We start from the raw sequence: 21,514 nt of genomic DNA on the forward strand, positions 1-21,514 counted from the left end.
GCCTGCCATTTTCCTGCCATATCCATTGCGTTACGATGATATCTGGATATTGCAGGCCATCGGTCTTGGCAAATCCCCTGCCAGCCTGAATGGGCATGCGCACCCAGTTCAGGCGGAACTCCAGCACGCGCCGCGCCGTTGGCTTACAGAACTGAAAGGGACCTATCCATCCGGCCGGGGAGAAACCTGTCCTGGATTTAATATGATATTAATTACTATTATCACATAATATGCCTATGATATACATCAATAGGGCACTCAACGACCCTCCATGCAAGCCTCACCCCCATAACAAGGCGCATGCCCTGCCACCCATGTGACCCGCCCCCATCCCTGTGGCGCATGGTTCCGTGCGATGCAGGGCCTCCCTGCCCGCTCCACCACCAGTACCAACCGTTCTGGCCACAGATACTTCAAGGACCGCCCGATGCGTGAAACACGTACCGCCCTGTCTGCCTGGCATCTGCAGCATTCCCGCCCCGAATGCCTGGTAAGCTATTTCGACCCCTGGCAGCCCGTAGCCCGGCAGCTCGACCTGCTTGCCAACCGCTTCGGGGCCGTGAAAGCCCTGTGCGATGCCGCGCGCGACAGCCTCGCCGCCGAGGATGAGGCGCTGGCGCAGCTGCGTGATTCGCTGGCCTTTCACCTGGTCAAGGCCTGCGTGTGGTGGCAGGTCGATTTCTCGCCCCGCGCCATAACGGGGCTGTCGGCGCCGCATTTCATGGAGCACGCCCACCGCCACACCGCGCGGCACGTGGATGATGACACGCTGCTCGATGTCATGACATGGCAGCACTACATGCACCGCGCCGATAGCGGCCACATCATGGTGGCCGGCACCGACCCGCTCTATCGCGGCAACACCACCATCGTGTACGGCATTGACGGGCATCGGGGCTTCCGCTTCGCCATGCAGCGCCCCGGCCAGCCCTTGGCGTGGAATGACATCACCCACGCGGATTTCGTCGCCGCCAGCCTCAACGCCCGCGCGCTGCACTGCCTGATCGAGACGGAATGCGCCGCCATTGGCGAATGGGATCAGGCGCGTGAGGAGCACATCCAGGCCGCCCGCCATCATGCCCGGCACTTCCACATCGTGGGGCAGGCCGATCCCGTGGTGCGCTATGCCGCGGCCCTTGAGCAGTTCAGCCGGTGCCAGTCGCGTTTCGGGCGCTTTGCGTTCGAGAACATCGTCAACCACATGGCCTTTGCCGTGGCCCATGCAGCCCATGAGCAGGGGGTAAGCCTTGCCGATCTCCTGCGCCAGGGCGACGGGCACCCGGTCAGCCCCAACATGGTCGACAGCCTGAAGCGGCGCGCGCACGCCCATGTCACCACCGGCACCGACCCGCTGCGCCAGGCCGAACTCACGGCCATGCTCAACCGGGTTGAAACCGGTTTCGCCCTCTCGGACGGGCGATAAGAGGCGACAGGACAGGGGGAGGAGAAAACATATTCTCCTCCCCCCACGACATCCGGGCCTGCACTCCCTATATTCAGCAGGAATAGCAGGAGACCCGATATATGGCATTGGCCAAAAGCAGACGACCGGCACCCCGCCGCAGGACGGTACAGCCCCGCTCGCCGCGCGTACGCGGCGAGACGCGCCGCCTGCTGGAAATGCTGTGCGTGCTGCATGGGTCGATCCATCGTGGATCGCGTGATGCCGGCGCCCTCGTGCGCTGCGTTGTGCAGGCCCAGCCCGACCTTGGCCTGCCCGACAAGGACCTGCCCGCCGCCCCCCGCCATGATGGCGAGAACCCGCCCACCGCCACGGAATGGAAGCGCCTGGGCCATGCACTGGAGGAAATCCGTCTCCAGCACATGAACGACCGGGGCTACGTGGATGCCTGGCTTGACGAACTCAGCCACGCCACCGGCCTTGGCAGTGTGGCCAGCGAGGTGCTGGGCCTTGCCATGTGCTACCGCCTGAACGGGCATTTCGAGCAGTTATGGGATGATCTGTGCGAGAACCGCTCGCGCGGGCCGTTCCTGTGCGAGGACATTCCGCTGCTGCACCTGCTGCTCGGCCAGGAGGAGGACGCGATTGCCACCGCCCTCGCCCCCGATGGCCAGCTGCGCATGAGCGGGCTGATGACCGTGGACGAGGATGGCGACATCACGCTCCTGCCCCGGCTGATGGCGCTGATGAACCGCCGCGCCAGCGTGGTGGGCGATATCCGCTCCATGCTGCTCGGCCAGCCGCGCACCGCCACCCTGCCGTGGGAAGCCTTCGCCCATCTGGGCCAGCAGGCCGAGATTGCGGCAAGGCTGCTCAGGGCGGCGGTCGCCACCCATGCCAGCGGCATCAACATCCTGCTTTACGGGCCGCCGGGCACCGGCAAGACCGAGTTTGCCGCCACCCTTGCGCGGCATATCGGGGCCACGCTGTACCCCGTGGGCGAGGCCGACAGCGCGGGCGATGAACCCTCGCGCCATGAGCGCCTGGCCGACCTGCGGTGCAGCACGCGCCTGCTGCGCAACACCGAGTCCATCCTTTTGTTCGATGAGGCGGAGGACCTGTTCACCTCCAGCCTGTTCGACGCGCCGCAATCCTACAGCCGCGTGTTCTTCCACCGCCTGCTCGAGCAGGGGGGCACACCGGTGATCTGGACCGCCAACGACCTCGATACCCTCGGCCCCGCCATTGCCCGGCGCATGGCGCTGTGCATCGAGGTGCGCCAGCCCGGCATCGGCGTGCGCACACGGCTGTGGCAGGACATGGCGCGCGAGGAAAAAGTGGCCCTCGCCCCGCAGGATGCGGCCGACCTTGCGCGCACCATACCGGCAGCCCCTGGCATCTTTCGCAACGCCCTGCGCTCCACCCACCTTGCAGGCGGCGATTCGGCCATGGCCAGCCTGATCGCCACCGGCATTGCACGCGCCGCCGCGGGCGGGCAGATGCCCATGCCCTCACAGCCCGACGTGACGGATTATGACGCAACCCTCATCAACGCCGATTGCGACCTGCAGGCGCTGACAAAACGCCTTGCCCGCCCCGGCGCGCCCCGTGCGGTCTCGCTGCTGCTGTCCGGGCCGCCGGGTTCGGGCAAGAGTGCCTATGCCCGCCACCTTGCCGCCGAGATGGACATGCCGGTGCTGCAAAAGCGCGCCTCCGACCTGCTGGACAAATATGTGGGCCAGAGCGAGCAGCAGATTGCCGCAGCCTTTGCCGAGGCGTGTGACAGCGGGGCCTTCCTGATCATTGACGAGGCCGACAGCCTGCTGGGCGACCGCCGCTCCGCCGAGCGGTCATGGGAGATCAGCCAGGTCAACGAGATGCTGACCTGGATGGAGCAGCACCCGCTGCCATTCGCCTGCACCACCAACCTTGTGGAGAAGCTGGACCCGGCCAGCATGCGGCGTTTCCTGTTCCGCGCGCGTTTTGGCTACCTGAACGCGGTACAGGCGGCGCATGCGTTCTCGCGCTTTTTCGGGCAGGAGGCGCCCGCTGCCCTGCGGCATCTGCACACGCTTGTGCCCTCCGACTTCGCGCTGGTGCTGCGCCGGGCGCGGCTGCTGGATGAAAACCCCACGCCCGCCGAACTGCTCGAGCGCCTGCGCGCGGAAACCGCGGGCCGCGAGGGCAACCGCAAAATCGGTTTCCTTTCCTGAAAAAAGGCGGCGTCCAAAAACTTTTATCGTTTTTTATCGATGAGTGATTTTCAAACAGTCTCCAACCCATGGCCCGGAACCAAACCGTGACACATCCCGTATCGCCTGCAACATGGCGGTGCCGTTTTTCGTTGCGGGTGCACCTCCCTCACAAAGAGTTGGATTCCGGTTCCCCGCGCATGGGTCGAGACTGCATGCCCGTTACATGGCGGGCGGGGGCGGCATCGGGGCAACCGGCCGATGCGTCGCGGTCCCGCCATACGTGCCCATCCGCGACATCGCGCCTCCGTCGAAAAGGAAATCCATCCATGCCCACACGACGTCTCCGCCTTTCTGGCCTGCTTTCCCTCGGCCTGCTTTCCCTTGCCAGCGGCTACGCCGCGTTCGCCACCCCCGCCCGGGCAGCCGATACGGCATCAGGCGCCCTGATGGGCACGGACGGCACGGCGCGGGGGTCGATCCATGTGACGGCGGCGCCGAAGGGGGTGCTGCTGCGTATCGAGGCCACCGGGCTGATCCCTGGCTGGCACGGCGTGCATTTCCATGAAAAAGGCATCTGCGGCCCGCCGAAATTCACCGATGCGGGCGCGCATGTCCATGCCGCGACGCCGGTGGTCCATGGCCTGCTGAACGCCAATGCGAACGATGCGGGAGACCTGCCCAACATCTTCGTTGGACAGGACGGCAACGCGACGGTCGAACTGTATTCGACGCTGGTGACCCTTAACGGCACGGACGGCCACCCGGGGCTGCTCGATTCCGATGGGTCCGCCCTTGTCATCCACGCCAACCCCGACGATTACCGCACGCAGCCGATTGGCGGGGCGGGCGACCGCGTGGCCTGCGCCGTCATTCATCAGGGCGGGTAGCCAATCAGGCCCTGTTGGGGCGCAGCCCACCATAATGAGGCAATGAACACTTCCGGGTGCCGCATCCTTTCAAAAAGGCGGCACCCAAAGACTTCCGGTCACTGGGGCGGATGGGCTGCGGCATCGGCCTCGATGCCACATTCGGCAGCCGGGGGGGCGGCCATGGTGGCATGCAGCGCCACGACCTCCGCCCGCGCGGCATCCATTTCCTGCCTGAAGCCATCATCCTGCTCCATGGCCGAATACAGCACTCCGCCATTGAGCCAACCCGCCGCGACATCACTCTGCCACTGCACGCCACACACCACGCGGCTCTCACCAAACACGCGGGCACGCTGCATGATCGCAGCCGTGCGATCAGGCAGGATATCGGACAGGATCAGCCCCGTTACCCAGCCCAGCGTTGCATGGAGCGAGGGATAAGACGGATCACGCTTGAGGTCGGCGCGGAGCGGAATACAGGTGGGAAGTTCAGCCTCGGTAAAGGGGCGGGGGCGGTTCCACAGCGCTTTCTCGGTATTGACGGCTGGTGTGAGGCGCTTTTCGATCCGCGCCACAAGACCCACGAGTTCGGGCAACTGCTCGGGCGGCAGGGTAAAGCCCGCCGCACACGAAAAGGCCGAGACCATATGCGCGGGCGTATCACGGTTATCGGCCTGCGCGAGTTTCCACCGCGGCGTGCCTTCAAGGGCGCGGGTCGCGGCAAAGATGGAGGCATCGGCCGCGCGCTGCGCCGTGTCCGGCCCGGGCGGCGGCGGCAGGAACACCTGCCCGTCAGGCAAAGGCGGGCCTGCGGGTACATCGGCCTGCGCGGCCGGGTGGTGGTGAACAGGGGCGGCATGATGAGGGGCGTGTGGATGCGCCCGGGCCGCCACAGGCGGCATGGCCAGCAGCCCCATTGCGGCACAGGCGGCCAGCCCGCGCGCCATGGCAGAACGATCGAGACGCATCTTGTTCCTGTCAGTTCACCTTTTGCCGCAGGCCACGGCGACACCCTGCCCATAGCATGAGGCGCAGAAGGGGCAAATGCCGCAACGGCCCCGTACGGGCCGGAGGCATCTTCTGCCCCGGCGGGTTTTATGGCATGCTGCGCCAATAAGCTGGAGGCATGCCCCGATGAACCGCAGAAACCCGATATGGCCCACCACCGTCAGCCCCGTGCGGATCGGGCTGTGCGTGATCGGGCTGACGCTGGTGCTCGTCCAGTTCATTCACGGGCTGAACATCAGCCCCGATGCCATGCCGGGTCAGGTCATGTTCCATATCGCCATGCTGGCCCTTGGCGCCATCTTGTTCGTGGCAGGCATGTGGGGGCCATCACTTTAAAATAAGTTATTGAAAAGTAATAAAAGTTTTTGGTGAAGCTTTTTTCAAAAAGCTTCGGCAGACGCCGCCTTTGCTGAAATAAAGGCGACGCCCATAAGCCCTTATCGCTTCACCGGCCGCCCGATACCGTCATGACGCTACCGGTCATGTACGATGATGCGGGCGAAAGCAGGAACGCCACCGCCTGCGCAATCTCGTCCACATGGCCCACGCGGCCCATGGGCACCACGGTTTCGGCCAGTTTCGCGGTCTCGGGGGGGACCATGTCGGTCGCGGTCAGGCCGGGGGCCACCGCATTGACGCGAATACCCTCGCGCGCGACCTCATTGGCCAGGCCGCGCGTAAAGGTCTCGACCGCCGCCTTGGTGGCGGCATAGGGCACCAGCCCCGGCAGCCCGCCCAGCCGCGCCGCAACGGAAGACAGGTTCACGATCACGCCACCCCTGCCGCCATGGCGGGTGGACATGCGGCGCACCGCCTCGCCCGCCGCCAGCATGGTGGCGCGGATATTGATGTTGAACAGCGCATCGAGCGTCTCGGCGGTCTGTTCATCCACCCGCACCTTGGTGCCGGTCACACCCGCGTTGTTGACCAGCCCCCATAGCGGCCCCAGTTCATGCGCGCGCGTGAACAGGGTGCGGATCTCGCCCGGTCGGGAAAGATCGGCCCTGATGGCCATCGCACGGCCACCGCGTTCGGTAATGGCGCGGGCCAGCGCCTCGGCCGGGGCGGCGTTGGTGGCGTAATTGATGGCTACCGCATGCCCCTCACGCGCCAGCAGGGTGCTGATGGCATGGCCAATGCCCCGGCTGCCCCCCGTTACGATCACGACGCCGGGGGTCTGGGCCGGGGCGGGGGAATGGGCACTGTTCATGGAATCATCCTGCCTGCTGTGGGGTGTCCGATACCAGGGATCATAGGCCCCTGCCCCCGCCTGCAAACAGGAAAACGTGCCCGTTTGCAGGCGGGCGGCGTATATCAGCCATCCAGTCGCGCAAGGTGGGGCAGCAGGTCGCCCAGCCCCTTGATGGTAGCAAGGCGTGACAGCCCCGTTTCATCCGAGAACCGGCCAATGACAGGCTCGGGGATCAGGGTTGTCACCACGCTTTCATCAACCGATGTGTTGGTGGGGTGGTTTTCCCAGTGGGTGACCTGGTCTTCCAGCCCGGCCTTGCGGGCGCGGGCATGCAGGTCCTTGCGGCCAGGGCTGTTGGCATTGCCCATATAGGCAATGACCGCGCTCATCAGGCCCGATGTATCGGTGCGGGCACCGGTCAGCACATCAGCAACCTTGCCTGCGGCCTGTCCGATCTGGTCAGTACGGGTGGTAGCCATGGTGTATGCTCCTTTGTGGTCTGATGGTGTGGTTATGACAGGCCAACGAAGGCAGGGCGGCATTCGTGCCATCACGGATTTATGAAGACTGCCGTGTATTTTTCAGGGAACTTCCGGAGCGTGCCCTTCCCGATCCTGTTATGACAAAAAGGGTTGACAGTTGTAGCAAACTGCAATGCGCTGTGATGCAGCAAGGCCACGCGACCTTAAACACAAAGGAGAAAATGCAATGCGACGCCTGCCCGATGCCCGGCGCTCCACCACGCATGGGCTGCTTGCCCTGGTCTGTGTTGCCACGGGTGTTGCCTGCGCCATGTCGTCCGCCCATGCGGCCGAGCGCGGCGACCAGGCCAGCGCATGCAAGGGCGATGTGTTCAGGCTCTGCTTTCTCGACATTCCGAACGAAAAGCTGATGACGGAATGCCTGGAAAGCAAGCTTGACCAGCTCTCGCCCAAATGCCGCGCCATGTTCGAGGACGATGGTCCATCCGGGCCCACGGGCACGCCCGCGCAGCCCCCGCCGCCCACACCCCCTGCCCCACGCTGAAAGCAGGGCCGGTAGCGGCGATCGGGTGGTTATTTGACAGCCTGCCATTTGTACCCCACACAAACAGCCGGTATTTTCTGGAACGGGGTCGTCATGGCTGATTATGCTCCCACCATCATGTGGTTTCGTGATGACCTGCGGCTGGCAGATAACCCGGCCCTGTCTGCCGCCGTGGCGGCGGGGCCGGTGGTGTGCGTGTATATCCATGACCCCGCGCTGAAGCTGGGCGGGGCCGAGAAATGGTGGCTGCATGGGGCACTTGAGGCCCTTGATGCCGACCTGCGCACGCAAGGCGGGCAGTTATGCCTCATGGCGGGGCCGGAACAGGAAAGCCTTTTGTGGCTTGCGCGGGCTCTGGGCGCACGTGGCGTGGAATGGAACCGCCGTTACGCAGGCCCTGCCCGCACGCGTGATGCCGAGATCAAGACCGCGCTGAAAGCCGGGGGCCTGATGGCCCGGAGCCATCCCGGCAACATGCTACATGAGCCATGGCAGGTGCGCACGAAGCAGGGCGGCCCCTTTCGCGTTTTCACGCCATGGTGGCGGGCTGTGCAGGCCATGGGGCCGCCGCTGCCGCCGCTGCCCGTGCCACAGGGCCTGAATACCGCCCTGGCCGCCGCCCCGGTGCCAGATGCCGTGGCCAGCCGGCTCGTGAAGCTGGCCGCCCTGTCGCTGCGCCCCACCACGCCCGACTGGGCGGCGGGCCTGCGCGCCACATGGCAACCCGGCGAGGCAGCGGCCCACGAGCGGCTTGATACATTTCTGGCGGAACGCCTGCCCGGCTATGCCGCCGCGCGTGACCTGCCCGCCCAACCCGCCACGTCGGGCCTTTCGCCATGCCTGCGCTTTGGCCATGTCTCGCCCCGGCAGGTCTGGCACGCGGTTGACGCACGCGGCGCGGGCGACCGCGACAGCGCGAGCTTCCTGAGCGAGCTGGGGTGGCGTGATTTCGCCCATTCCACCCTGTTCGACTTTCCCGACATGGCCACGCGCAGCCTGCGGCCCGAATTCGACGCCATGCCCTGGCGCACCGACCCCGCCGGGCTGCGGGCCTGGCAGCGCGGGCGCACCGGCTACCCCATCATCGACGCGGGCATGCGCGAATTGTGGCACACGGGCTGCATGCATAACCGCGTGCGCATGATCGTGGCGTCTTTCCTGACCAAGCACCTGCTGCTGAACTGGCGGGTGGGCGAACAATGGTTTGCCGATACGCTGGTGGATGCCGATGCGGCGAGCAACCCGTTCAACTGGCAGTGGGTGGCCGGGTGCGGGCTGGATGCGGCCCCGTATTTCCGTATTTTCAACCCGGTGCTGCAAGGCGAGAAATTCGACCCCGAAGGCACGTATGTGCGGCGCTGGGTGCCCGAACTCGCGCGCCTGCCGGGCCGCGCCATCCACACGCCATGGAAAGCCGACCTGCCAGCAGGCACGCGCTACCCCACCCCCGTGGTGGATCTGGCCGGTGGGCGGGCCCGCGCGCTGGCCGCATGGAAAGCGCTCTAGCCCATATTATTGACCAATTGACCTATAATTGGACAGCCGCTTCATATGGTGCTAGGGATACCCCCCAACGGTAACAGATATTATGTATTAATTATTATATGAAACTGATTTCCGCCATTTCCCGAGCGGAATTTTTTCAGCTGACAGCCATCAAGATCTCAAAAAACGGCAATATTTTAATCATGTCTCCAGTGCTGGCGACATGCAGGTAGCATCTGGAGGCAGGATTTCATGGGTAGCAGGAACTGGCATGGCTCCGTACAGGCGGTGTCCTGTGAACACGGGCAACTGGCCCTTGTATCCGGTCATTTCGATATGGATTCGCTCCACCAGACCATGACCCAGTGCCGCAGGGAGGGCCGCATATCCGCCAGCCGGGGCAATGAATGCCCCATCGTGGCGCGTAGCGGCGCGTGGCTGAGCACGACCCTGACCGAACTCGCCGGCTGGAACGCAGGCATCCTGAACCTCGATGGGGGCACGATCATCGTGGCCCATGCCCAGGGCACGAGCGTGACCATGCTGCCGGTGAACATACGGGCAGGCGGCGGCACCCTGATGTTTGACAGGGGCATGAAAAATGGTGGCAGCCTGCTTGTTGACCTCAAGCGCATGTGCGACTCCCACGCCACGCTGAAGCTGGTCTTTGAAGGCCATGAGCGGCAGTTTGCCGCCTACGACCCCATGATGGACATGACCCTTGTCGGGCTGGCGCCCGCCAGCGACACCATCGAGGGCTGGGTTGCCCTGCGGCTTGATGGCAACCCGTGGCACATCGCCTGCCCCACGGCCATGAAAGGCACGCCCATGCCCCAGCTGCGCCGCGAATGGCAGGCCAACGGGCAGCCGCATGTGACCCTGCACCTGCCGGGCTGAAAAAGGGCGCCAGAACAAATCACGAAAAAAGGAGGACTCTGCATTCCGGTGCCTGATCTCCGCAAGCGTCAACAGACTTATCCACAGGGCTGCGTGAAAGATTCCATCTTGCGAATCCTGTTTCATGTTGCGGCAAAGCGACAATAAATGGCTATTTACCGCCATAATCAGGATTCTTTTTGCACCCTTCTTTACGCCAGCGCTTTCCTGTGCAGGGGACTCGGGCGGATTCCAGTAAAAAAAATCCACACCTGACCGGCCCGTCCTGTCAGGGACTCAGCCATTCAGTCCTGCTTCATCATCATGTTCCCCAAGGGCGGGTGCCACAGGGTCGGGCCGGGCGAAGTGAACCAGAATTTCATGGGGCAGGTCTTCGGTACAGACCCGGTCGAATCGCGCATGCAGCGACCGACGCACCCAGACCTCGAATGGCGTGCCGCCGCCCCGCCTGACGGGGAGGAGCGGCGTATCGTGAAATGCTGGCATGGTATCCCTCCCTGTGATGCCGGGCGTGTCCTGCACGGAAAACGGCCAGGCCAGGCTGACAGTTTCCTGCATCCGCGCCCCGGCGGGGCTGCCATGCGCTTGCGCCGCAATCCCGGCTCAGGCCGCCATGGAGTCGAGCAGGGGGATGCCGGTAGCCTGCGCCATGTGCGTGGCATAGGCCCGCACCGGCGCAGGCCATACAATGCCCGCCACCAGCGTCAGGTTGCGCAGGAAGGGAAAAAGATGGATGTCATCGGTTGAAAGCTGGCCGTTTACTGCGCCAGGGCTACGGATCAGCCCGGCCAGGCGGGGGAGCGCCGCGTTGATGCGGGCGATCAGGGCCGGGCTTTCGGCCAGGCGCTGACAGAACGGGCCGACCATCTCCTCCTTGTTGCGGATGAAATACAGCCGCGCCGCCGTAGTCGCGAATTCCGGCAGGGGCGTTGCCGCCGTGCGCGGCAAGGTCAGGTTCAGATAGGGTTCGTGCATCTCCTTCATCCACGCGGTGATTTCGGGGCGCGTGGGGCCGGTCAGCAGGGGTTTGCCATCCATGGCATCGACATGGGCGACAATATCCATGCTTTCCCCCATGAAATGGCCGTCCTGTTCCAGAATCGGCACCATCTTGCGGCCAATCATGCGGGTGGGGGTCTGCACGTCATCATTGAGCAGCACGATATCGGTCACCGCGATGTGCTTGAGGCCAAAAATCATGCGTGGCTTCACGCAGAAGGGGCAGTGGTCGTATATATAGAGCTTCATGCCGGTCCCGTCAGCGTTTCATGGCCGCGATCTTGCGATCGGTGGTGTACTGGCTCAGCGCATAGACCGACCAGATGGCGGCGGGAATCCAGCCAATGACGGTAACCTGCAATATCAGGCACACAATGCCCGCAAAGGGCCGCCCGATGGTGAAAAACTGTAACCAGGGCAGCAGGAGGGCCAGGATCAGGCGCATGGACAATACCTTTCATGAGGGTCTGGCGGGGCAGCGGGCCTGACACCGCGCACGGATGGACCGCCATCACATTCCTGCCTGTCGGGCGCGACTTGGGCAAGATGGCGCATGCGTGCTGTATCCTCTTCCTTTTGGCGGGGGAGCGCAGTAAAAACATGATGATGGAAAACGCGTCGGACATACAACCCGCCCCGGGGGGGCGCCGGAATTTCCTCGGGCTTGTGACCACTGCCACGGCTGTTGCGGGGGCAGGGGCATGCCTGTGGCCCTTCCTGCAAAGTCTCGCGCCGCGTGACAGTGCCGCCGCCCACCTGCCGGTGGACGTGGACATATCCGCCCTGCCGCCGGGGCAGCAGATTGTCGTGACCTGGCAGGGCAAGCCGGTATTCATCACCCACCGCACGCCCGAGGCGCTGGCCGTGCTGCAGGATGCAGCCCAGACCGCCCGCCTGCGCGATGGGCCATCGCACGACACCCAGCAGCCGCCCTATGCCACGAACTGGCACCGCTCGCTTGACCCGCGCTACGGCGTAGTGGTGGGCATCTGCACCCATCTGGGCTGCGTGCCTGCCTACAAGCCGCTGCCCGAAGGCAAGGGCGAGGCCAGCTGGCCCGGCGGCTATGCCTGCCCGTGCCATGGCTCCAAATTCGACCTTGCGGGGCGTGTGTTCCGTGGCGCACCCGCGCCCTACAACCTGCCCGTGCCGCCGTACAGCATGCCCTCGCCGACCGTTATCCGGCTGGGCGAGAACCCGGTGGGGCAGGATTTTGACTTCTCGAGCATTCTCCAGCTCTGAAAAACCAGTAAACGGCTGTCTGGAAACAGCTCATTGATAAAAGTTTTTGGGTGCCGCCTTTTTTCAAAAAGGCGGCGTTCTTCTAAGCTTTCTGAAAAAAGCTCCACCAAAGACTTCTTTATGATTTCTGGATGTTTGCGGATCGAACTTTTCAAACAGTCTCTAAGGTTCCTGGTAAAGCGTTTATCACATGGCCCTAGCGCACCGGTTTGAGGTGCAGGTCCATGGTGTAGATCGCAACCGGCAGGCGCAGGCGTGATTTTCCATCAGGCTGGAAGCTGGCGGTGCGGTTGAGCTGGACGGCGGGAATCCACAACGTGCCATGGCTGTCGATCCACATGGCATCGGCCCAGACCAGCCGCCTGTCGCGCACCAGCGTGGTGGCCCTGCCCTGCGGGGTCAGGCGCAGGATACGCAGCCGGTTCACATCCGATACATACAGGTTGCCATCGCCATCGATGGCCGTGCCGCCGGTGGTGGGCGTGTTGTAGAACAGCCGCACAGACCGGGCGAGATCGGGCGCGGGCAGGTCCGGATTCTCCAGCGCGGCGGTTGGAGCGACCCAGAGCGGGCCTGAACTGGGCTGGAAATAGAGTTTCGACCCATCTGGCGAGACCTCGAGCTGGTCGGCATGCACGCGGGCGGGGTGGCCGCCGGTGGTCAGCAGCCGGCCCTCGGCATACATCGGGCGTTCATCGGTGGTGGAACGGTCATGGGCCAGCACGCGGCGCTGCCGGCCGGTGCGCTGGCTGACCACGATGAGGGCGGGATCGCCCGCATCGGTGACGAAAATCGTGTCGTTATGAAAGCGGATGTCATCAATATAACTGTGCGGCGTGCTGCTGGCGCGCAACGAGATGATGTGCACGGGCTGGCCGGTCGTGATGTCAAAGGCGAGCAGCCGCGCAGGCGCTCCCCCCATGGGGTTGGGCGGACCGCCGACATTGGCATCGCCCGAATCCACGACCCACAGCAGTCCGTCCGGCCCGATGCGCAGGGCATTGATGCGCACGAAGGGCTGCATGTCGCCTTTCGTGCCATCGGCATGGTTCCAGCGCGCATCGGGGAAGGCATGGGGCACGCCCTGCGCATCGACCTCGGCCACACTCGGGCCACCGCCGCCACCACCCCAATACGGAAACGAGACGAACATGCGCCCGTTATCGGCCACGGCCACGGCATTGGGCACGCGCTGCGAGGTCCAGGCCGTATGCAGCGCCGCACGCGCGCAAGCCTGCCCCGACGGGCTGGCAAGCCCAAGGGTGAACACAATGCCCGCCACGGCCATGCCGCGCAGGGTCAGGGAGAAACCGGGAAAGCGCATGCCCCTACCCTATCACCCCGCGCCGCGCGGATGGTTCACGGCTGCGTGTGAAACAGGGCGTGGATAACCGGGTTGGCATGACCCGAAAATAAACTTCTGATGGCGCTGTTCCCCGCAGGCGCCAAGGCCATACGGGGAACAGATCTTCAGGCGGCAGGGGCGGCTGCGGCCATCTGGCCGAGGGCTGCGCGCAGCTTGCTTTCATTGGCGGGCGAAAGCGAGGTCTGGAGCACGCGGGCATGGCCCTTGAACTGGCTCAGGTCAGCCAGCACCTTGTCGGGCTGCGACTTGCGCACCAGCACGAACAGGGCGGACGTATTGGCGGGAATGGTCGAGCCGAGCGACTTGATGAAATTGTCATCAATGCCGTAATCGGACATCTTGCCCGCAAGGGCACCGGCACCTGCACCCACGATGCTGCCAGCGACAAAACCCGCCAGCGGGTTCAGGCACAGGAGGCCGACCAGCGCCCCCCAGAACCCGCCCGAGAACAGGCCATAGGAGGCACCGACCTTTTCAAGGTTGATGCTCTGCTGCAGGTGCAGCTTGCCATCCGCCCCACGGACCACGACAACCGCGTCCTCGAGGTCAAGCAGGTATTCCTTTTCCAGCTTCTTGCATTCGGTCAGCGCGGCCGTGGCTTCGTCCTGGCTGTCAAAGCCGATAACGATCAGATCGGACATGGGATACTCCGTTGCATGCTACCACCACGATGGTGGCGGATCAGGGTTCTGATATTACATGCAAGCCACCCATCTGCCGTGGTGGTTTTGGGCATGGCCGCCGCCTGCACGATGCAGGTCTATGTCCAGAGTTCTAGGGTTCTAGGGTTCTAGGGTTCTAGGGTTCTAGGGTTCTAGGGTGGGGTGAACACATCGCGCGGCGCATGCGTAAAGGCGTCCTGCACCGGCGCGCCATCGCCCTGCGGGTCATGGCCGGGCGGGTCTGCGGGGGGTGGTGCCTGTGGCGGCGGTGCGCCACCGGGCGGCGCGGGCGGGGCCTCGAGCGCCGGGATCATCAGCGTTTCCGGGGCGGCGGGCCGGGCCGCGCGGGCCAGGAGGCCATCAACATAGCCGTTGCGCAGGCCCCGCGTGGGGCTGCCGGTATTGTAGCAGCTCAGCGCATGGCGCAGCGCAGCCTGGGGGCTGGCCGCACCGGGCAGGGCGGCGCGGTAGCATTCATGCAGGATCAGGCTGGCCACGCGCAGGTTGCGGCATGGCTCGAGCAGGGCTGTGGGGTCCAGCCCCAGCCGCGTGGCGTTGCGGCTGTTGACCTGAAGCAGTCCCGTATCAAAATCATGCCCGTGGGCGGCCAGCCAGCGCACGGTGGCGGTGGCCTCGGCCAGACTCGCGGGTGGGCGGGGCAGGCGGTACGGACCATTGACATGAATGGCCCACGGCATGCCCGCTGATTCCTGGGCGGCCAGCAGCATGAGCGTGCGGGGCGCGGTATCGGGCGCGCAGCTTTGCGCAAGCGTAGCAAGTGGCACAGCGGGCACGCCTGCCCCCGCCGGGTCGATCAGGCCACATGAAAGCCACGCCAGAAGCGCGAGAAGGAACGGGCGCTGCATTTCTTCCTTCCCGGACTTGCCAATAACAGGGGGCTTTTTTATCCTTTTCGCATGCGAACGGTGTCAAGAGACGGATTTGAGCAATCGGTAGCGGTCCGGTTCAGGGTCGGGCTGCCCGGCCTGTGAGCAGGGCCGTCCGTATGTTTTCACGCCTGTGGCCTGTGGGCGCGCAACTTGGCATCGTGGCGACGGGCCTGCTGCTGGCGGGCTGCACGTCCCGGCCGGGCCATGTCACGCAGCCCAGCATGTGGCACCTGGTGCCGGTCAACCGCACCCCGCCGCCTGAACTCTCGGGCCGCGCCATGACCCCCGCGGCAGACTCCTCCACACAGGAAGCCCGCCCATGACCCGCACCCCATGGCGCATGGCAATGGTGGCAGCCCTCATGGCACCGGTCGTGTGCCCCCCGCCTGCCGGGGCAACGGGGCGCAAGAGCGCATCACCCTATGACTACCGCATCAAGTCGGTCATCTATAACCCGCGTGATACGGTGGAAGTCGACGGCGTGGTGGGGATCGCGACCGACATCACCCTTGCCCCCGACGAGCATTACGTCACCCACGCCTTTGGCGAGGAAGGCGGCTGGTCCTTCGCCTGCCGCGAGAACCACTGCTTCATCCGCCCCAAGGCGCAGGAGAGCGACACCAACCTCACCATCGTGACCGACCGCCGCACCTACCATATCCTGCTGCATTACGTGGGCGGCCGGCAGGAAAAGGGGGCGGATGGCCACATGCGCACCGTCTTCGCCCCCACGCCGTGGGCGCTGGCGCAGGCCACGGTGGAGCTGACCTATGTCTACCCCGATGAGGACGGCGGCAAAAAGGCCGCCGCCACGCGCGCACGCCACATCGAGGCCGCACTGGCCGACCCCTATGGCGACGGGCCGCACAATACCGCCTATCGCCGCTCGGATGGCACGCAGGACCGTGCCATAGCCCCCCTGAACGTGTGGGATGACTACCGCTTCACCTATTTCCGCTTCCCTGAAAACGGGGTGCTGCCCACGCTGTATGTCATGAACGAAAGCGGGCAGGAAACGGTGGTCAACGCCGTGGTGCTGGGGCGTGACCACAATATCCTCGCCGCCCAGATGACCGCCCGGCAATGGCGCATCCGCTACGGCAGCCTCGTGATTGGCGTGGTCAATGACGGGTTCAATCCCTCGCTGGGCAGTGCGCCGGGCGGCACCATCTCGCCCATGGTGCGCCGGGTCGTGCGCGACGGGGCATCATGAGGCGCGTGGCCGCCACCTGTGCGCTGGCATTCTGCGCACTCGCCTGCCCCGCCCACGCGCAGGATTCAGCCCACCTTACCCTGAAATGCCCCGGCAGCACCGTCATGGTCGATGGGCAGGGACAGGCTTCCTGCCCGCCCGGCACGGCGCCTGCCCCCGTGGCAGCGCCCGCGGCAACGGTAGAAAGCGTGGAAGACGCCGCCATGAAGCGCAGGCTGGGCCATGATTTCACCTTCGCCACCCCGGTAGCCGATACCACCGCGCCACCGGCAGCAACACCCGCTGCGGCCACGGCGGCAGCCAAGACCGATAACCCGCTCCTGACCCGCCTGCAGCCCGAGGGCACGCCCACCACCCATGCCAGCCTGATGCATGGCCAGAACCTGATCGTGGGCAAGGGCACGCTGATCCCGTGCGGCACGATCAACGAGATCAACACCACCCTGCCCGGGCTGGTCACCTGCCGGGTCAGCCATGATGTCTATTCCATCAACGGCAAGGTGCGCCTGATCGACAAGGGGGCGGTGGCGGAAGGCGAGGTGACATCCGCCCTGCAATATGGCCAGAAGCGTATTTTCGTGAACTGGCTGCGCCTGCGCAACCCCGAGGGCGTGAGCATCGACCTGCTCAGCCCCGGCACCACGCCGCTAGGCGGCAGCGGGGTCAAGGGCAAGGTCGACACGCATTTCTGGGCGCGCTTTGGCGATGCGATCATGGTCTCGATCATCACCAATGTGGGGCAGATGATGGTGCAGGCCATCACCAACCTCGCCTCCAAGCCGGGCACCACCAGCATCACCACCAGCAGCGACAACACCAATTCCGTTGTGAGCGAGGTGGAAAAGGTCATCCTTGCCCAGACCAGCAACGTGCCGCCCAGCCTGTATGTGCAGCAGGGCAACATGGTGCAGATCTATGTGGCGCGCGATCTCGACTTCAGCAGCGTCTATACCCTGGCCGAGCAGTAGCCATGCAGGCCGGGGTGAACCATGACCCCGCCCCGCGTGTTGTCTGCCCATGGGCCACGCGCGGCCCGTAACACGACAGGAAAGGCAGGCCCATGCCACGCTCGATGAATGATGATGACCGCCCTGGTGATGACGGCGGGAACAAGCACGCTACCGCCCGCCATCTGGCCGAGGCGGGCCTGCGCGCCGAACGCGCGGGCGACCAAGCCCGCGCCGACGAGCTGTTTGATGAAGCCGAACGCACCGACCCCGAGGCGCTCGCCACCGTGCTGATGGAAAACCCCGCCCCCCGCCGCCGCGTCGCGGCCAAGGGGTTTGGCGATGATGCCGGTGTTGCCCGCATGAGCCGGACGGTGGCACCGGGCTCGGACGCGCCCTCACGCGCGGGCATTACCGATGAGGGCAGCGGCGCGGATTCAGAACGGCGCTGAAAGGCCGCCCTGGCCCGGGTGGCAGGGCAGGCTGCAGGTGTTCGATATCCCCTCACCTGATCCGCTGCGCATGGTGCGCCCTTACGGCTGCTTTTTGCGAAAAGCCTCGAAAAATGCCGCCTTGTTGAAAAAAGGCGGTACCCAAAAACTTTTATCAGTTTTTTATCAAGGATTTATTTTCAGGCTCTGCCGCACCATGCCCTGCAAGGCGGGTGAAAAGGCGCGCGCCATGCGTTACCCTGCCCCTACGGCGCACCCGCCAGCCGGGGCGCAGGCAGGCTTTCAGAATAGCTTTTGAGGAGAAGCCAGACATGTACATCGCCATGAACCGTTTCCGTATCCCGCCCGAGAACGAGGCCGAATTCCGTGAGCGCTGGCTGGGCCGCGAGGTGCATCTGCGCACCGTGCCCGGTTTTGTCAGCTTCCAGTTTCTCAAGGGCCCCGCGCATGAGGATTACATCCTCTATGCCTCGCACACGGTATGGGAATCCTATGAGGCCTTTGTGGGCTGGACCCAGTCCGAGCAGTTCCGCGCGGCACACGCGCATGCAGGCAACCGCAAGCCGCTCATGGCGGGGCCGCCGGTGTTCGAGGGCTTTGAAGTGCTTCAGGATATCACGAACTGAAAGCCGTCTTTTTTAAAAAAACTTCGCCATAAACTTTCAGGATCAACACTCATCCGGCGTTATCCGGCCCCTTCAGGGGGCCGGGTTGTCCTGTCGTGATCCATCATCATCAAAGGGAGGCCGCCATGCCGCCAGTCATCCATCCGTTCAATCCTGGCCGACGGGCCATGCTTGCCGGAGGGCTGGCCGCAGGCGGATTATGGACCATCGGCCAACGCGCCCGGGCCGCCAGCCCCGATAGCCTGCCCCAGCCGCCCAGCGTGGTCTCGAACCCGCCGCGGCAATGGGGCGCTGATGCGCCGGTCACGCCCCTGCCCGACCCCGATATCCTGGTGCTCGACCCCAGCTTTGGCAATCTGGCCTATGCCAATGCCGGGCTGAAACTGGCATGGCGCGGCGGCGGCTGGCTGGAAGGCCCGGCCTGGTGCAGCGAAGGGCGCTTCCTGCTATTGAGTGATACGATCCGCGCCGTGCAGTACCGCTATCTGTGGGAGAACGGGGCCGTCTCCCTTTTCCGCAGCCCGTCCTATCACAGCAACGGCAACATCTTTGACAATGAAGGCCGCCTGGTCAGTTGCGAGCACGGCCTGCGCCGCGTGGTGCGCTGGGAGCATGACGGCTCATGCCGCGTGCTGGCCGACCACTACAATAACGCCCCGCTCAACTCGCCCAACGACCTTGCCGTCCACCCTGATGGCAGCATCTGGTTTACCGATCCCGGCTATGGCGACACGATCGTGGAAGGCCACCCCGATGCGCCGGGCAACCCCGCCAACCGCGCGGGCGTGGAACGCTGGAACCTTGATGGCGAGGTCATGACCGAGTTTGGCGGCAGCCGGCGGCAGGAGGACCATGTCTTCCGCATCGACCCGGCCACGGGCGAGGTCAAGGCGGTGCTGACCGAAAAGCAGTTGCCCGACCCCAACGGCATTGCGTTCTCGCCCGATGGCAAGATCGTCTATGTCATCTCCGACGGGCCGGGACCGGGGCAGGACGGCCATGGTGGCGACGGGCGCATCCATGCCGCCGACGTGGCAGGCGGCGAGGTGCGCAACCTCCGCCCGTTTGCCGACATGATGCTGAACGGGCACGCGATGATTCCCGATGGCATGCGCACCGACATTTTCGGCAACCTGTGGTGCGGGGCCAACGGGCCGCTGGGGCTGTGCGGCGTGGTGGTGTACAACCCCCACGGCCACATGATCGGGCGCATCCGCCTGCCACGCGGGGTGTCGAACCTGACCTTCGGCGGCCCCAAGCGCGATGTGGTGTTCATGTGCGCGGGCGATACGCTGTTCACGCTGCAGGTCAACACGCAGGGCGCTGCGCCTTCGTAAATGATAAAGGTTAATCCCCACGTGTGCGGGGAAGACTCTTCGCGTAACCTGTTGATTTCACAGCCTTATTTTACTGTCAAAGAAACTACCAACCAAAGCGCAGGCAGGCAGGCATCATCCGGGTGCAGCTTTTTTCAACAGACTTCGAAGAATACCTCCTTTTTGAAAAAGGCGGCACCCGGAAACTTTTATCTTGTCAGGCCCCGCCCACGCCCTTGCCCACCATGTCGAGCGGGCGGACGAGGCGGTCGAAAGTGGCCTCATCGACAAAGCCGGAGGCCAGGGCCGCCTCGCGCAGGCTGATGTCGTGCTCCATGGCCTGATGGGCGATGGCCGATGCCCGGTCGTAACCGATCTCGGGGCTGAGGGCTGTGACCAGCATGACCGAGCCCGCCACGTAAGCATCAATGCGCTTGCGGTTGAGCGTCGTGCCCTCTACCGAAAACACACGGAAGTTGTGGCAGCCATCGGCCAGGATGCGGATGGCATGCAGCACATTGGCCACGATCACCGGGCGCATCACGTTCAGGTCAAGCTGGCCCTGGCTGCCCGCAAACGCCACCGTGGCGTCATTGCCAAGCACCTGCGTGCAGATCATCACCATCGCCTCGCACTGGGTCGGGTTGACCTTGCCGGGCATGATGGAGGAGCCGGGTTCGTTTTCCGGCAGGTGCAGCTCACCCAGCCCGCAGCGCGGGCCGGAGCCGAGCAGGCGCATGTCATTGGCAATCTTGAGCAGGGTCACGGCCACCCCGCGCAGGCCCGCCGAGGCCCGCACCATGGCATCCAGCCCGCCAAGGGCCGCGAATTTGTTGGGTGCAGTGACAAAGGGCTTGCCCGTCAGCGCGGCAATGCGCCCTGCAATGGCCCGGCTGAAGCCCGGCGGGGCGTTCAGCCCGGTGCCCACCGCCGTGCCGCCCGCCGCAAGCTGCAACAGGCCCGGGCGCGCGGCCTCGACCGCCTCAAGCGCATCTTCCAACTGCTGGGCCCAGCCCGACCATTCCTGCCCTACCGTAAGCGGCACGGCATCCTGCAGGTGGGTGCGGCCGATCTTGACCACCTGCATCCATTCCTCCGCCTTGCTGCGCAGGCTCTCGATCAGCTCCCGCACGCGCGGCAGCAGGAGGCTGTCGATTTCAAGCACGGTGGCAACATGCATGGCGGTGGGAAACGAGTCATTGCTCGACTGGCCCATGTTCACGTCATCATTGGGGTGAACGGGGCTTTTTGAGCCAACCACCCCACCAAGGCACTGGATGGCGCGGTTGGCGATGACTTCGTTCACGTTCATGTTCGTCTGGGTGCCCGAGCCGGTCTGCCAGACAAAGAGCGGGAATTCGGAATCGAGTCTGCCCGCGATCACCTCATCAGCCACGCGGCATATCGCGTCGGCCTTCCATTGCGGCATGCGCCCATCGGCGGCGTTGACCTGGGCCGCCGCCTTTTTCACGATGCTATAGGCACGGCAGACTTCGATGGGCATATGGTCGCGCCCGATCGAGAAATGCACGAGGCTGCGCTGCGTCTGGGCACCCCAGTAATGGCTGGCGGGCACATCGATCGCGCCCATCGAGTCCTTCTCGCGCCGGGTGCCGGTGGCATCGAGCCCGATGGGGCAGGCCTTGAATGTCGGGGTCGTGGGTTCGGTCATGGTGGCGTTCCTTCCCTTATGGCTGAAGGGAATATGGGCACACCACCCGCCTTTC

The 21,514-nt window shown here is 64.7% G+C and carries 25 protein-coding genes; 15 read left to right on the forward strand and 10 right to left on the reverse strand.

Going from position 1 to position 21,514, the window contains the following annotated elements; genetic code table 11:
- Positions 1 to 427 precede the first annotated feature (427 nt).
- The 3 genes from DV027_RS07285 to sodC all read left to right on the forward strand — a co-directional run bounded on the left by DV027_RS07285 (position 428) and on the right by sodC (position 4,484).
- A complete protein-coding gene (locus DV027_RS07285) occupies positions 428 to 1,423 on the forward strand; it encodes a hypothetical protein (RefSeq protein WP_130731202.1) in 996 nt (331 codons plus the stop codon).
- Positions 1,424 to 1,620: 197 nt separating this feature from the next.
- Complete coding sequence (locus DV027_RS07290; RefSeq protein WP_130731268.1) at positions 1,621 to 3,615, forward strand: AAA family ATPase; 1,995 nt, start codon at positions 1,621 to 1,623, stop codon at positions 3,613 to 3,615.
- Between the two features lie 308 nt (positions 3,616 to 3,923).
- The gene (gene sodC, locus DV027_RS07295; RefSeq protein ID WP_130731203.1) at positions 3,924 to 4,484 is read left to right on the forward strand and encodes a superoxide dismutase[Cu-Zn]; all 561 of its coding nucleotides are present in this window, start codon (positions 3,924 to 3,926) and stop codon (positions 4,482 to 4,484) included.
- 98 nt (positions 4,485 to 4,582) lie between these two features.
- Here the strand turns inward: sodC and DV027_RS07300 are convergent, their stop codons facing one another.
- A complete protein-coding gene (locus tag DV027_RS07300; RefSeq protein ID WP_207303443.1) occupies positions 4,583 to 5,434 on the reverse strand; it encodes an acid phosphatase in 852 nt (283 codons plus the stop codon).
- Between the two features lie 166 nt (positions 5,435 to 5,600).
- Here DV027_RS07300 and DV027_RS07305 point away from each other — a divergent pair, with 166 nt between their 5' ends.
- Positions 5,601 to 5,810 carry a hypothetical protein gene (locus tag DV027_RS07305; protein ID WP_130731204.1) on the forward strand — a complete coding sequence of 70 codons (210 nt, stop codon included), beginning with the start codon at positions 5,601 to 5,603 and terminating at the stop codon, positions 5,808 to 5,810.
- Between the two features lie 109 nt (positions 5,811 to 5,919).
- Here the strand turns inward: DV027_RS07305 and DV027_RS07310 are convergent, their stop codons facing one another.
- Both DV027_RS07310 and DV027_RS07315 read right to left on the reverse strand, forming a co-directional pair.
- On the reverse strand, positions 5,920 to 6,684 hold the full coding sequence (locus DV027_RS07310; protein ID WP_130731205.1) for an SDR family NAD(P)-dependent oxidoreductase: 765 nt from the start codon (positions 6,682 to 6,684) through the stop codon (positions 5,920 to 5,922).
- 104 nt (positions 6,685 to 6,788) lie between these two features.
- A complete protein-coding gene (locus DV027_RS07315) occupies positions 6,789 to 7,145 on the reverse strand; it encodes a YidB family protein (protein WP_130731206.1) in 357 nt (118 codons plus the stop codon).
- A gap of 229 nt (positions 7,146 to 7,374) precedes the next feature.
- On the opposite strand from DV027_RS07315, the gene DV027_RS07320 reads away from it, so the two are divergent.
- The 3 genes from DV027_RS07320 (at position 7,375) to DV027_RS07330 (ending at position 10,074) form a co-directional block, all read left to right on the forward strand.
- Positions 7,375 to 7,692, forward strand: a complete 318-nt coding sequence (locus DV027_RS07320; protein ID WP_408884454.1) for a hypothetical protein — start codon at positions 7,375 to 7,377, stop codon at positions 7,690 to 7,692.
- 93 nt (positions 7,693 to 7,785) lie between these two features.
- Positions 7,786 to 9,198 carry a cryptochrome/photolyase family protein gene (locus tag DV027_RS07325; RefSeq protein WP_130731207.1) on the forward strand — a complete coding sequence of 471 codons (1,413 nt, stop codon included), beginning with the start codon at positions 7,786 to 7,788 and terminating at the stop codon, positions 9,196 to 9,198.
- Positions 9,199 to 9,429: 231 nt separating this feature from the next.
- Complete coding sequence (locus tag DV027_RS07330; protein ID WP_130731208.1) at positions 9,430 to 10,074, forward strand: hypothetical protein; 645 nt, start codon at positions 9,430 to 9,432, stop codon at positions 10,072 to 10,074.
- A gap of 276 nt (positions 10,075 to 10,350) precedes the next feature.
- Here DV027_RS07330 and DV027_RS07335 read toward each other — a convergent pair whose 3' ends face one another.
- The 3 genes from DV027_RS07335 to DV027_RS07345 form a co-directional block, all read right to left on the reverse strand.
- A complete protein-coding gene (locus DV027_RS07335; RefSeq protein WP_130731209.1) occupies positions 10,351 to 10,560 on the reverse strand; it encodes a hypothetical protein in 210 nt (69 codons plus the stop codon).
- A 117-nt stretch (positions 10,561 to 10,677) separates the two neighbouring features.
- Positions 10,678 to 11,322, reverse strand: a complete 645-nt coding sequence (gene grxB / locus DV027_RS07340; RefSeq protein WP_130731210.1) for a glutaredoxin 2 — start codon at positions 11,320 to 11,322, stop codon at positions 10,678 to 10,680.
- Between the two features lie 10 nt (positions 11,323 to 11,332).
- The gene (locus tag DV027_RS07345; protein ID WP_130731211.1) at positions 11,333 to 11,518 is read right to left on the reverse strand and encodes a YqaE/Pmp3 family membrane protein; all 186 of its coding nucleotides are present in this window, start codon (positions 11,516 to 11,518) and stop codon (positions 11,333 to 11,335) included.
- 161 nt (positions 11,519 to 11,679) lie between these two features.
- Here DV027_RS07345 and petA point away from each other — a divergent pair, with 161 nt between their 5' ends.
- Positions 11,680 to 12,315: a ubiquinol-cytochrome c reductase iron-sulfur subunit gene (gene petA, locus DV027_RS07350; RefSeq protein ID WP_130731271.1), complete on the forward strand. Its 636-nt coding sequence runs from the start codon at positions 11,680 to 11,682 to the stop codon at positions 12,313 to 12,315.
- 196 nt (positions 12,316 to 12,511) lie between these two features.
- Here the strand turns inward: petA and DV027_RS07360 are convergent, their stop codons facing one another.
- From DV027_RS07360 to DV027_RS07370, 3 genes are all read right to left on the reverse strand, one after another.
- On the reverse strand, positions 12,512 to 13,639 hold the full coding sequence (locus tag DV027_RS07360; RefSeq protein WP_242621783.1) for a major royal jelly family protein: 1,128 nt from the start codon (positions 13,637 to 13,639) through the stop codon (positions 12,512 to 12,514).
- 146 nt (positions 13,640 to 13,785) lie between these two features.
- Positions 13,786 to 14,322 carry a DUF1269 domain-containing protein gene (locus DV027_RS07365; RefSeq protein ID WP_130731213.1) on the reverse strand — a complete coding sequence of 179 codons (537 nt, stop codon included), beginning with the start codon at positions 14,320 to 14,322 and terminating at the stop codon, positions 13,786 to 13,788.
- Between the two features lie 173 nt (positions 14,323 to 14,495).
- A complete protein-coding gene (locus DV027_RS07370; protein WP_130731214.1) occupies positions 14,496 to 15,209 on the reverse strand; it encodes a lytic transglycosylase domain-containing protein in 714 nt (237 codons plus the stop codon).
- A 140-nt stretch (positions 15,210 to 15,349) separates the two neighbouring features.
- Between DV027_RS07370 and DV027_RS07375 the strand changes: the two genes are divergently transcribed.
- The 7 genes from DV027_RS07375 (at position 15,350) to DV027_RS07405 (ending at position 19,808) form a co-directional block, all read left to right on the forward strand.
- Positions 15,350 to 15,556 carry a hypothetical protein gene (locus DV027_RS07375; protein WP_130731215.1) on the forward strand — a complete coding sequence of 69 codons (207 nt, stop codon included), beginning with the start codon at positions 15,350 to 15,352 and terminating at the stop codon, positions 15,554 to 15,556.
- Positions 15,553 to 16,446: a TrbG/VirB9 family P-type conjugative transfer protein gene (locus tag DV027_RS07380; RefSeq protein ID WP_130731216.1), complete on the forward strand. Its 894-nt coding sequence runs from the start codon at positions 15,553 to 15,555 to the stop codon at positions 16,444 to 16,446. The genes DV027_RS07375 and DV027_RS07380 overlap by 4 nt, the downstream gene beginning before the upstream one ends.
- Positions 16,443 to 17,414: a TrbI/VirB10 family protein gene (locus DV027_RS07385; protein WP_130731217.1), complete on the forward strand. Its 972-nt coding sequence runs from the start codon at positions 16,443 to 16,445 to the stop codon at positions 17,412 to 17,414. The genes DV027_RS07380 and DV027_RS07385 overlap by 4 nt, the downstream gene beginning before the upstream one ends.
- Positions 17,415 to 17,506: 92 nt before the next feature.
- Positions 17,507 to 17,845: a hypothetical protein gene (locus DV027_RS07390; RefSeq protein WP_130731218.1), complete on the forward strand. Its 339-nt coding sequence runs from the start codon at positions 17,507 to 17,509 to the stop codon at positions 17,843 to 17,845.
- 37 nt (positions 17,846 to 17,882) lie between these two features.
- Complete coding sequence (locus tag DV027_RS07395; RefSeq protein ID WP_130731219.1) at positions 17,883 to 18,143, forward strand: hypothetical protein; 261 nt, start codon at positions 17,883 to 17,885, stop codon at positions 18,141 to 18,143.
- A 13-nt stretch (positions 18,144 to 18,156) separates the two neighbouring features.
- Positions 18,157 to 18,471 (forward strand): heme-degrading protein HmuQ, encoded by a 315-nt coding sequence (gene hmuQ / locus DV027_RS07400; protein WP_130731220.1) that lies wholly within the window; start codon positions 18,157 to 18,159, stop codon positions 18,469 to 18,471.
- Between the two features lie 125 nt (positions 18,472 to 18,596).
- Positions 18,597 to 19,808 carry an SMP-30/gluconolactonase/LRE family protein gene (locus DV027_RS07405; protein WP_130731221.1) on the forward strand — a complete coding sequence of 404 codons (1,212 nt, stop codon included), beginning with the start codon at positions 18,597 to 18,599 and terminating at the stop codon, positions 19,806 to 19,808.
- Positions 19,809 to 20,004: 196 nt separating this feature from the next.
- Here DV027_RS07405 and fumC read toward each other — a convergent pair whose 3' ends face one another.
- A complete protein-coding gene (fumC, locus tag DV027_RS07410) occupies positions 20,005 to 21,459 on the reverse strand; it encodes a class II fumarate hydratase (RefSeq protein WP_130731222.1) in 1,455 nt (484 codons plus the stop codon).
- Positions 21,460 to 21,514 lie beyond the last annotated feature (55 nt).

The sequence above is a fragment of the Komagataeibacter xylinus genome, from assembly GCF_004302915.1.
Taxonomy (GTDB): Bacteria; Pseudomonadota; Alphaproteobacteria; order Acetobacterales; family Acetobacteraceae; genus Komagataeibacter; species Komagataeibacter xylinus_C.

What these genes read in the sequence shown, in the direction of transcription:
- DV027_RS07325 (WP_130731207.1), top strand. Translation starts at nt 7,786, where the DNA reads ATGGCTGATTATGCTCCCACCATCATGTGGTTTCGTGATGACCTGCGG.
- DV027_RS07380 (WP_130731216.1), top strand. Translation starts at nt 15,553, where the DNA reads ATGACCCGCACCCCATGGCGCATGGCAATGGTGGCAGCCCTCATGGCA.
- DV027_RS07375 (WP_130731215.1), top strand. Translation starts at nt 15,350, where the DNA reads ATGTTTTCACGCCTGTGGCCTGTGGGCGCGCAACTTGGCATCGTGGCG.
- DV027_RS07315 (WP_130731206.1), bottom strand. Translation starts at nt 7,145, where the DNA reads ATGGCTACCACCCGTACTGACCAGATCGGACAGGCCGCAGGCAAGGTT.
- DV027_RS07330 (WP_130731208.1), top strand. Translation starts at nt 9,430, where the DNA reads ATGGGTAGCAGGAACTGGCATGGCTCCGTACAGGCGGTGTCCTGTGAA.
- fumC (WP_130731222.1), bottom strand. Translation starts at nt 21,459, where the DNA reads ATGACCGAACCCACGACCCCGACATTCAAGGCCTGCCCCATCGGGCTC.
- DV027_RS07300 (WP_207303443.1), bottom strand. Translation starts at nt 5,434, where the DNA reads ATGCGTCTCGATCGTTCTGCCATGGCGCGCGGGCTGGCCGCCTGTGCC.
- DV027_RS07310 (WP_130731205.1), bottom strand. Translation starts at nt 6,684, where the DNA reads ATGAACAGTGCCCATTCCCCCGCCCCGGCCCAGACCCCCGGCGTCGTG.
- DV027_RS07305 (WP_130731204.1), top strand. Translation starts at nt 5,601, where the DNA reads ATGAACCGCAGAAACCCGATATGGCCCACCACCGTCAGCCCCGTGCGG.
- petA (WP_130731271.1), top strand. Translation starts at nt 11,680, where the DNA reads ATGGAAAACGCGTCGGACATACAACCCGCCCCGGGGGGGCGCCGGAAT.
- DV027_RS07320 (WP_408884454.1), top strand. Translation starts at nt 7,375, where the DNA reads ATGCGACGCCTGCCCGATGCCCGGCGCTCCACCACGCATGGGCTGCTT.
- DV027_RS07360 (WP_242621783.1), bottom strand. Translation starts at nt 13,639, where the DNA reads ATGCGCTTTCCCGGTTTCTCCCTGACCCTGCGCGGCATGGCCGTGGCG.
- DV027_RS07285 (WP_130731202.1), top strand. Translation starts at nt 428, where the DNA reads ATGCGTGAAACACGTACCGCCCTGTCTGCCTGGCATCTGCAGCATTCC.
- DV027_RS07335 (WP_130731209.1), bottom strand. Translation starts at nt 10,560, where the DNA reads ATGCCAGCATTTCACGATACGCCGCTCCTCCCCGTCAGGCGGGGCGGC.
- sodC (WP_130731203.1), top strand. Translation starts at nt 3,924, where the DNA reads ATGCCCACACGACGTCTCCGCCTTTCTGGCCTGCTTTCCCTCGGCCTG.
- DV027_RS07345 (WP_130731211.1), bottom strand. Translation starts at nt 11,518, where the DNA reads ATGCGCCTGATCCTGGCCCTCCTGCTGCCCTGGTTACAGTTTTTCACC.
- DV027_RS07385 (WP_130731217.1), top strand. Translation starts at nt 16,443, where the DNA reads ATGAGGCGCGTGGCCGCCACCTGTGCGCTGGCATTCTGCGCACTCGCC.
- DV027_RS07405 (WP_130731221.1), top strand. Translation starts at nt 18,597, where the DNA reads ATGCCGCCAGTCATCCATCCGTTCAATCCTGGCCGACGGGCCATGCTT.
- DV027_RS07365 (WP_130731213.1), bottom strand. Translation starts at nt 14,322, where the DNA reads ATGTCCGATCTGATCGTTATCGGCTTTGACAGCCAGGACGAAGCCACG.
- hmuQ (WP_130731220.1), top strand. Translation starts at nt 18,157, where the DNA reads ATGTACATCGCCATGAACCGTTTCCGTATCCCGCCCGAGAACGAGGCC.
- grxB (WP_130731210.1), bottom strand. Translation starts at nt 11,322, where the DNA reads ATGAAGCTCTATATATACGACCACTGCCCCTTCTGCGTGAAGCCACGC.
- DV027_RS07370 (WP_130731214.1), bottom strand. Translation starts at nt 15,209, where the DNA reads ATGCAGCGCCCGTTCCTTCTCGCGCTTCTGGCGTGGCTTTCATGTGGC.
- DV027_RS07290 (WP_130731268.1), top strand. Translation starts at nt 1,621, where the DNA reads ATGCTGTGCGTGCTGCATGGGTCGATCCATCGTGGATCGCGTGATGCC.
- DV027_RS07390 (WP_130731218.1), top strand. Translation starts at nt 17,507, where the DNA reads ATGCCACGCTCGATGAATGATGATGACCGCCCTGGTGATGACGGCGGG.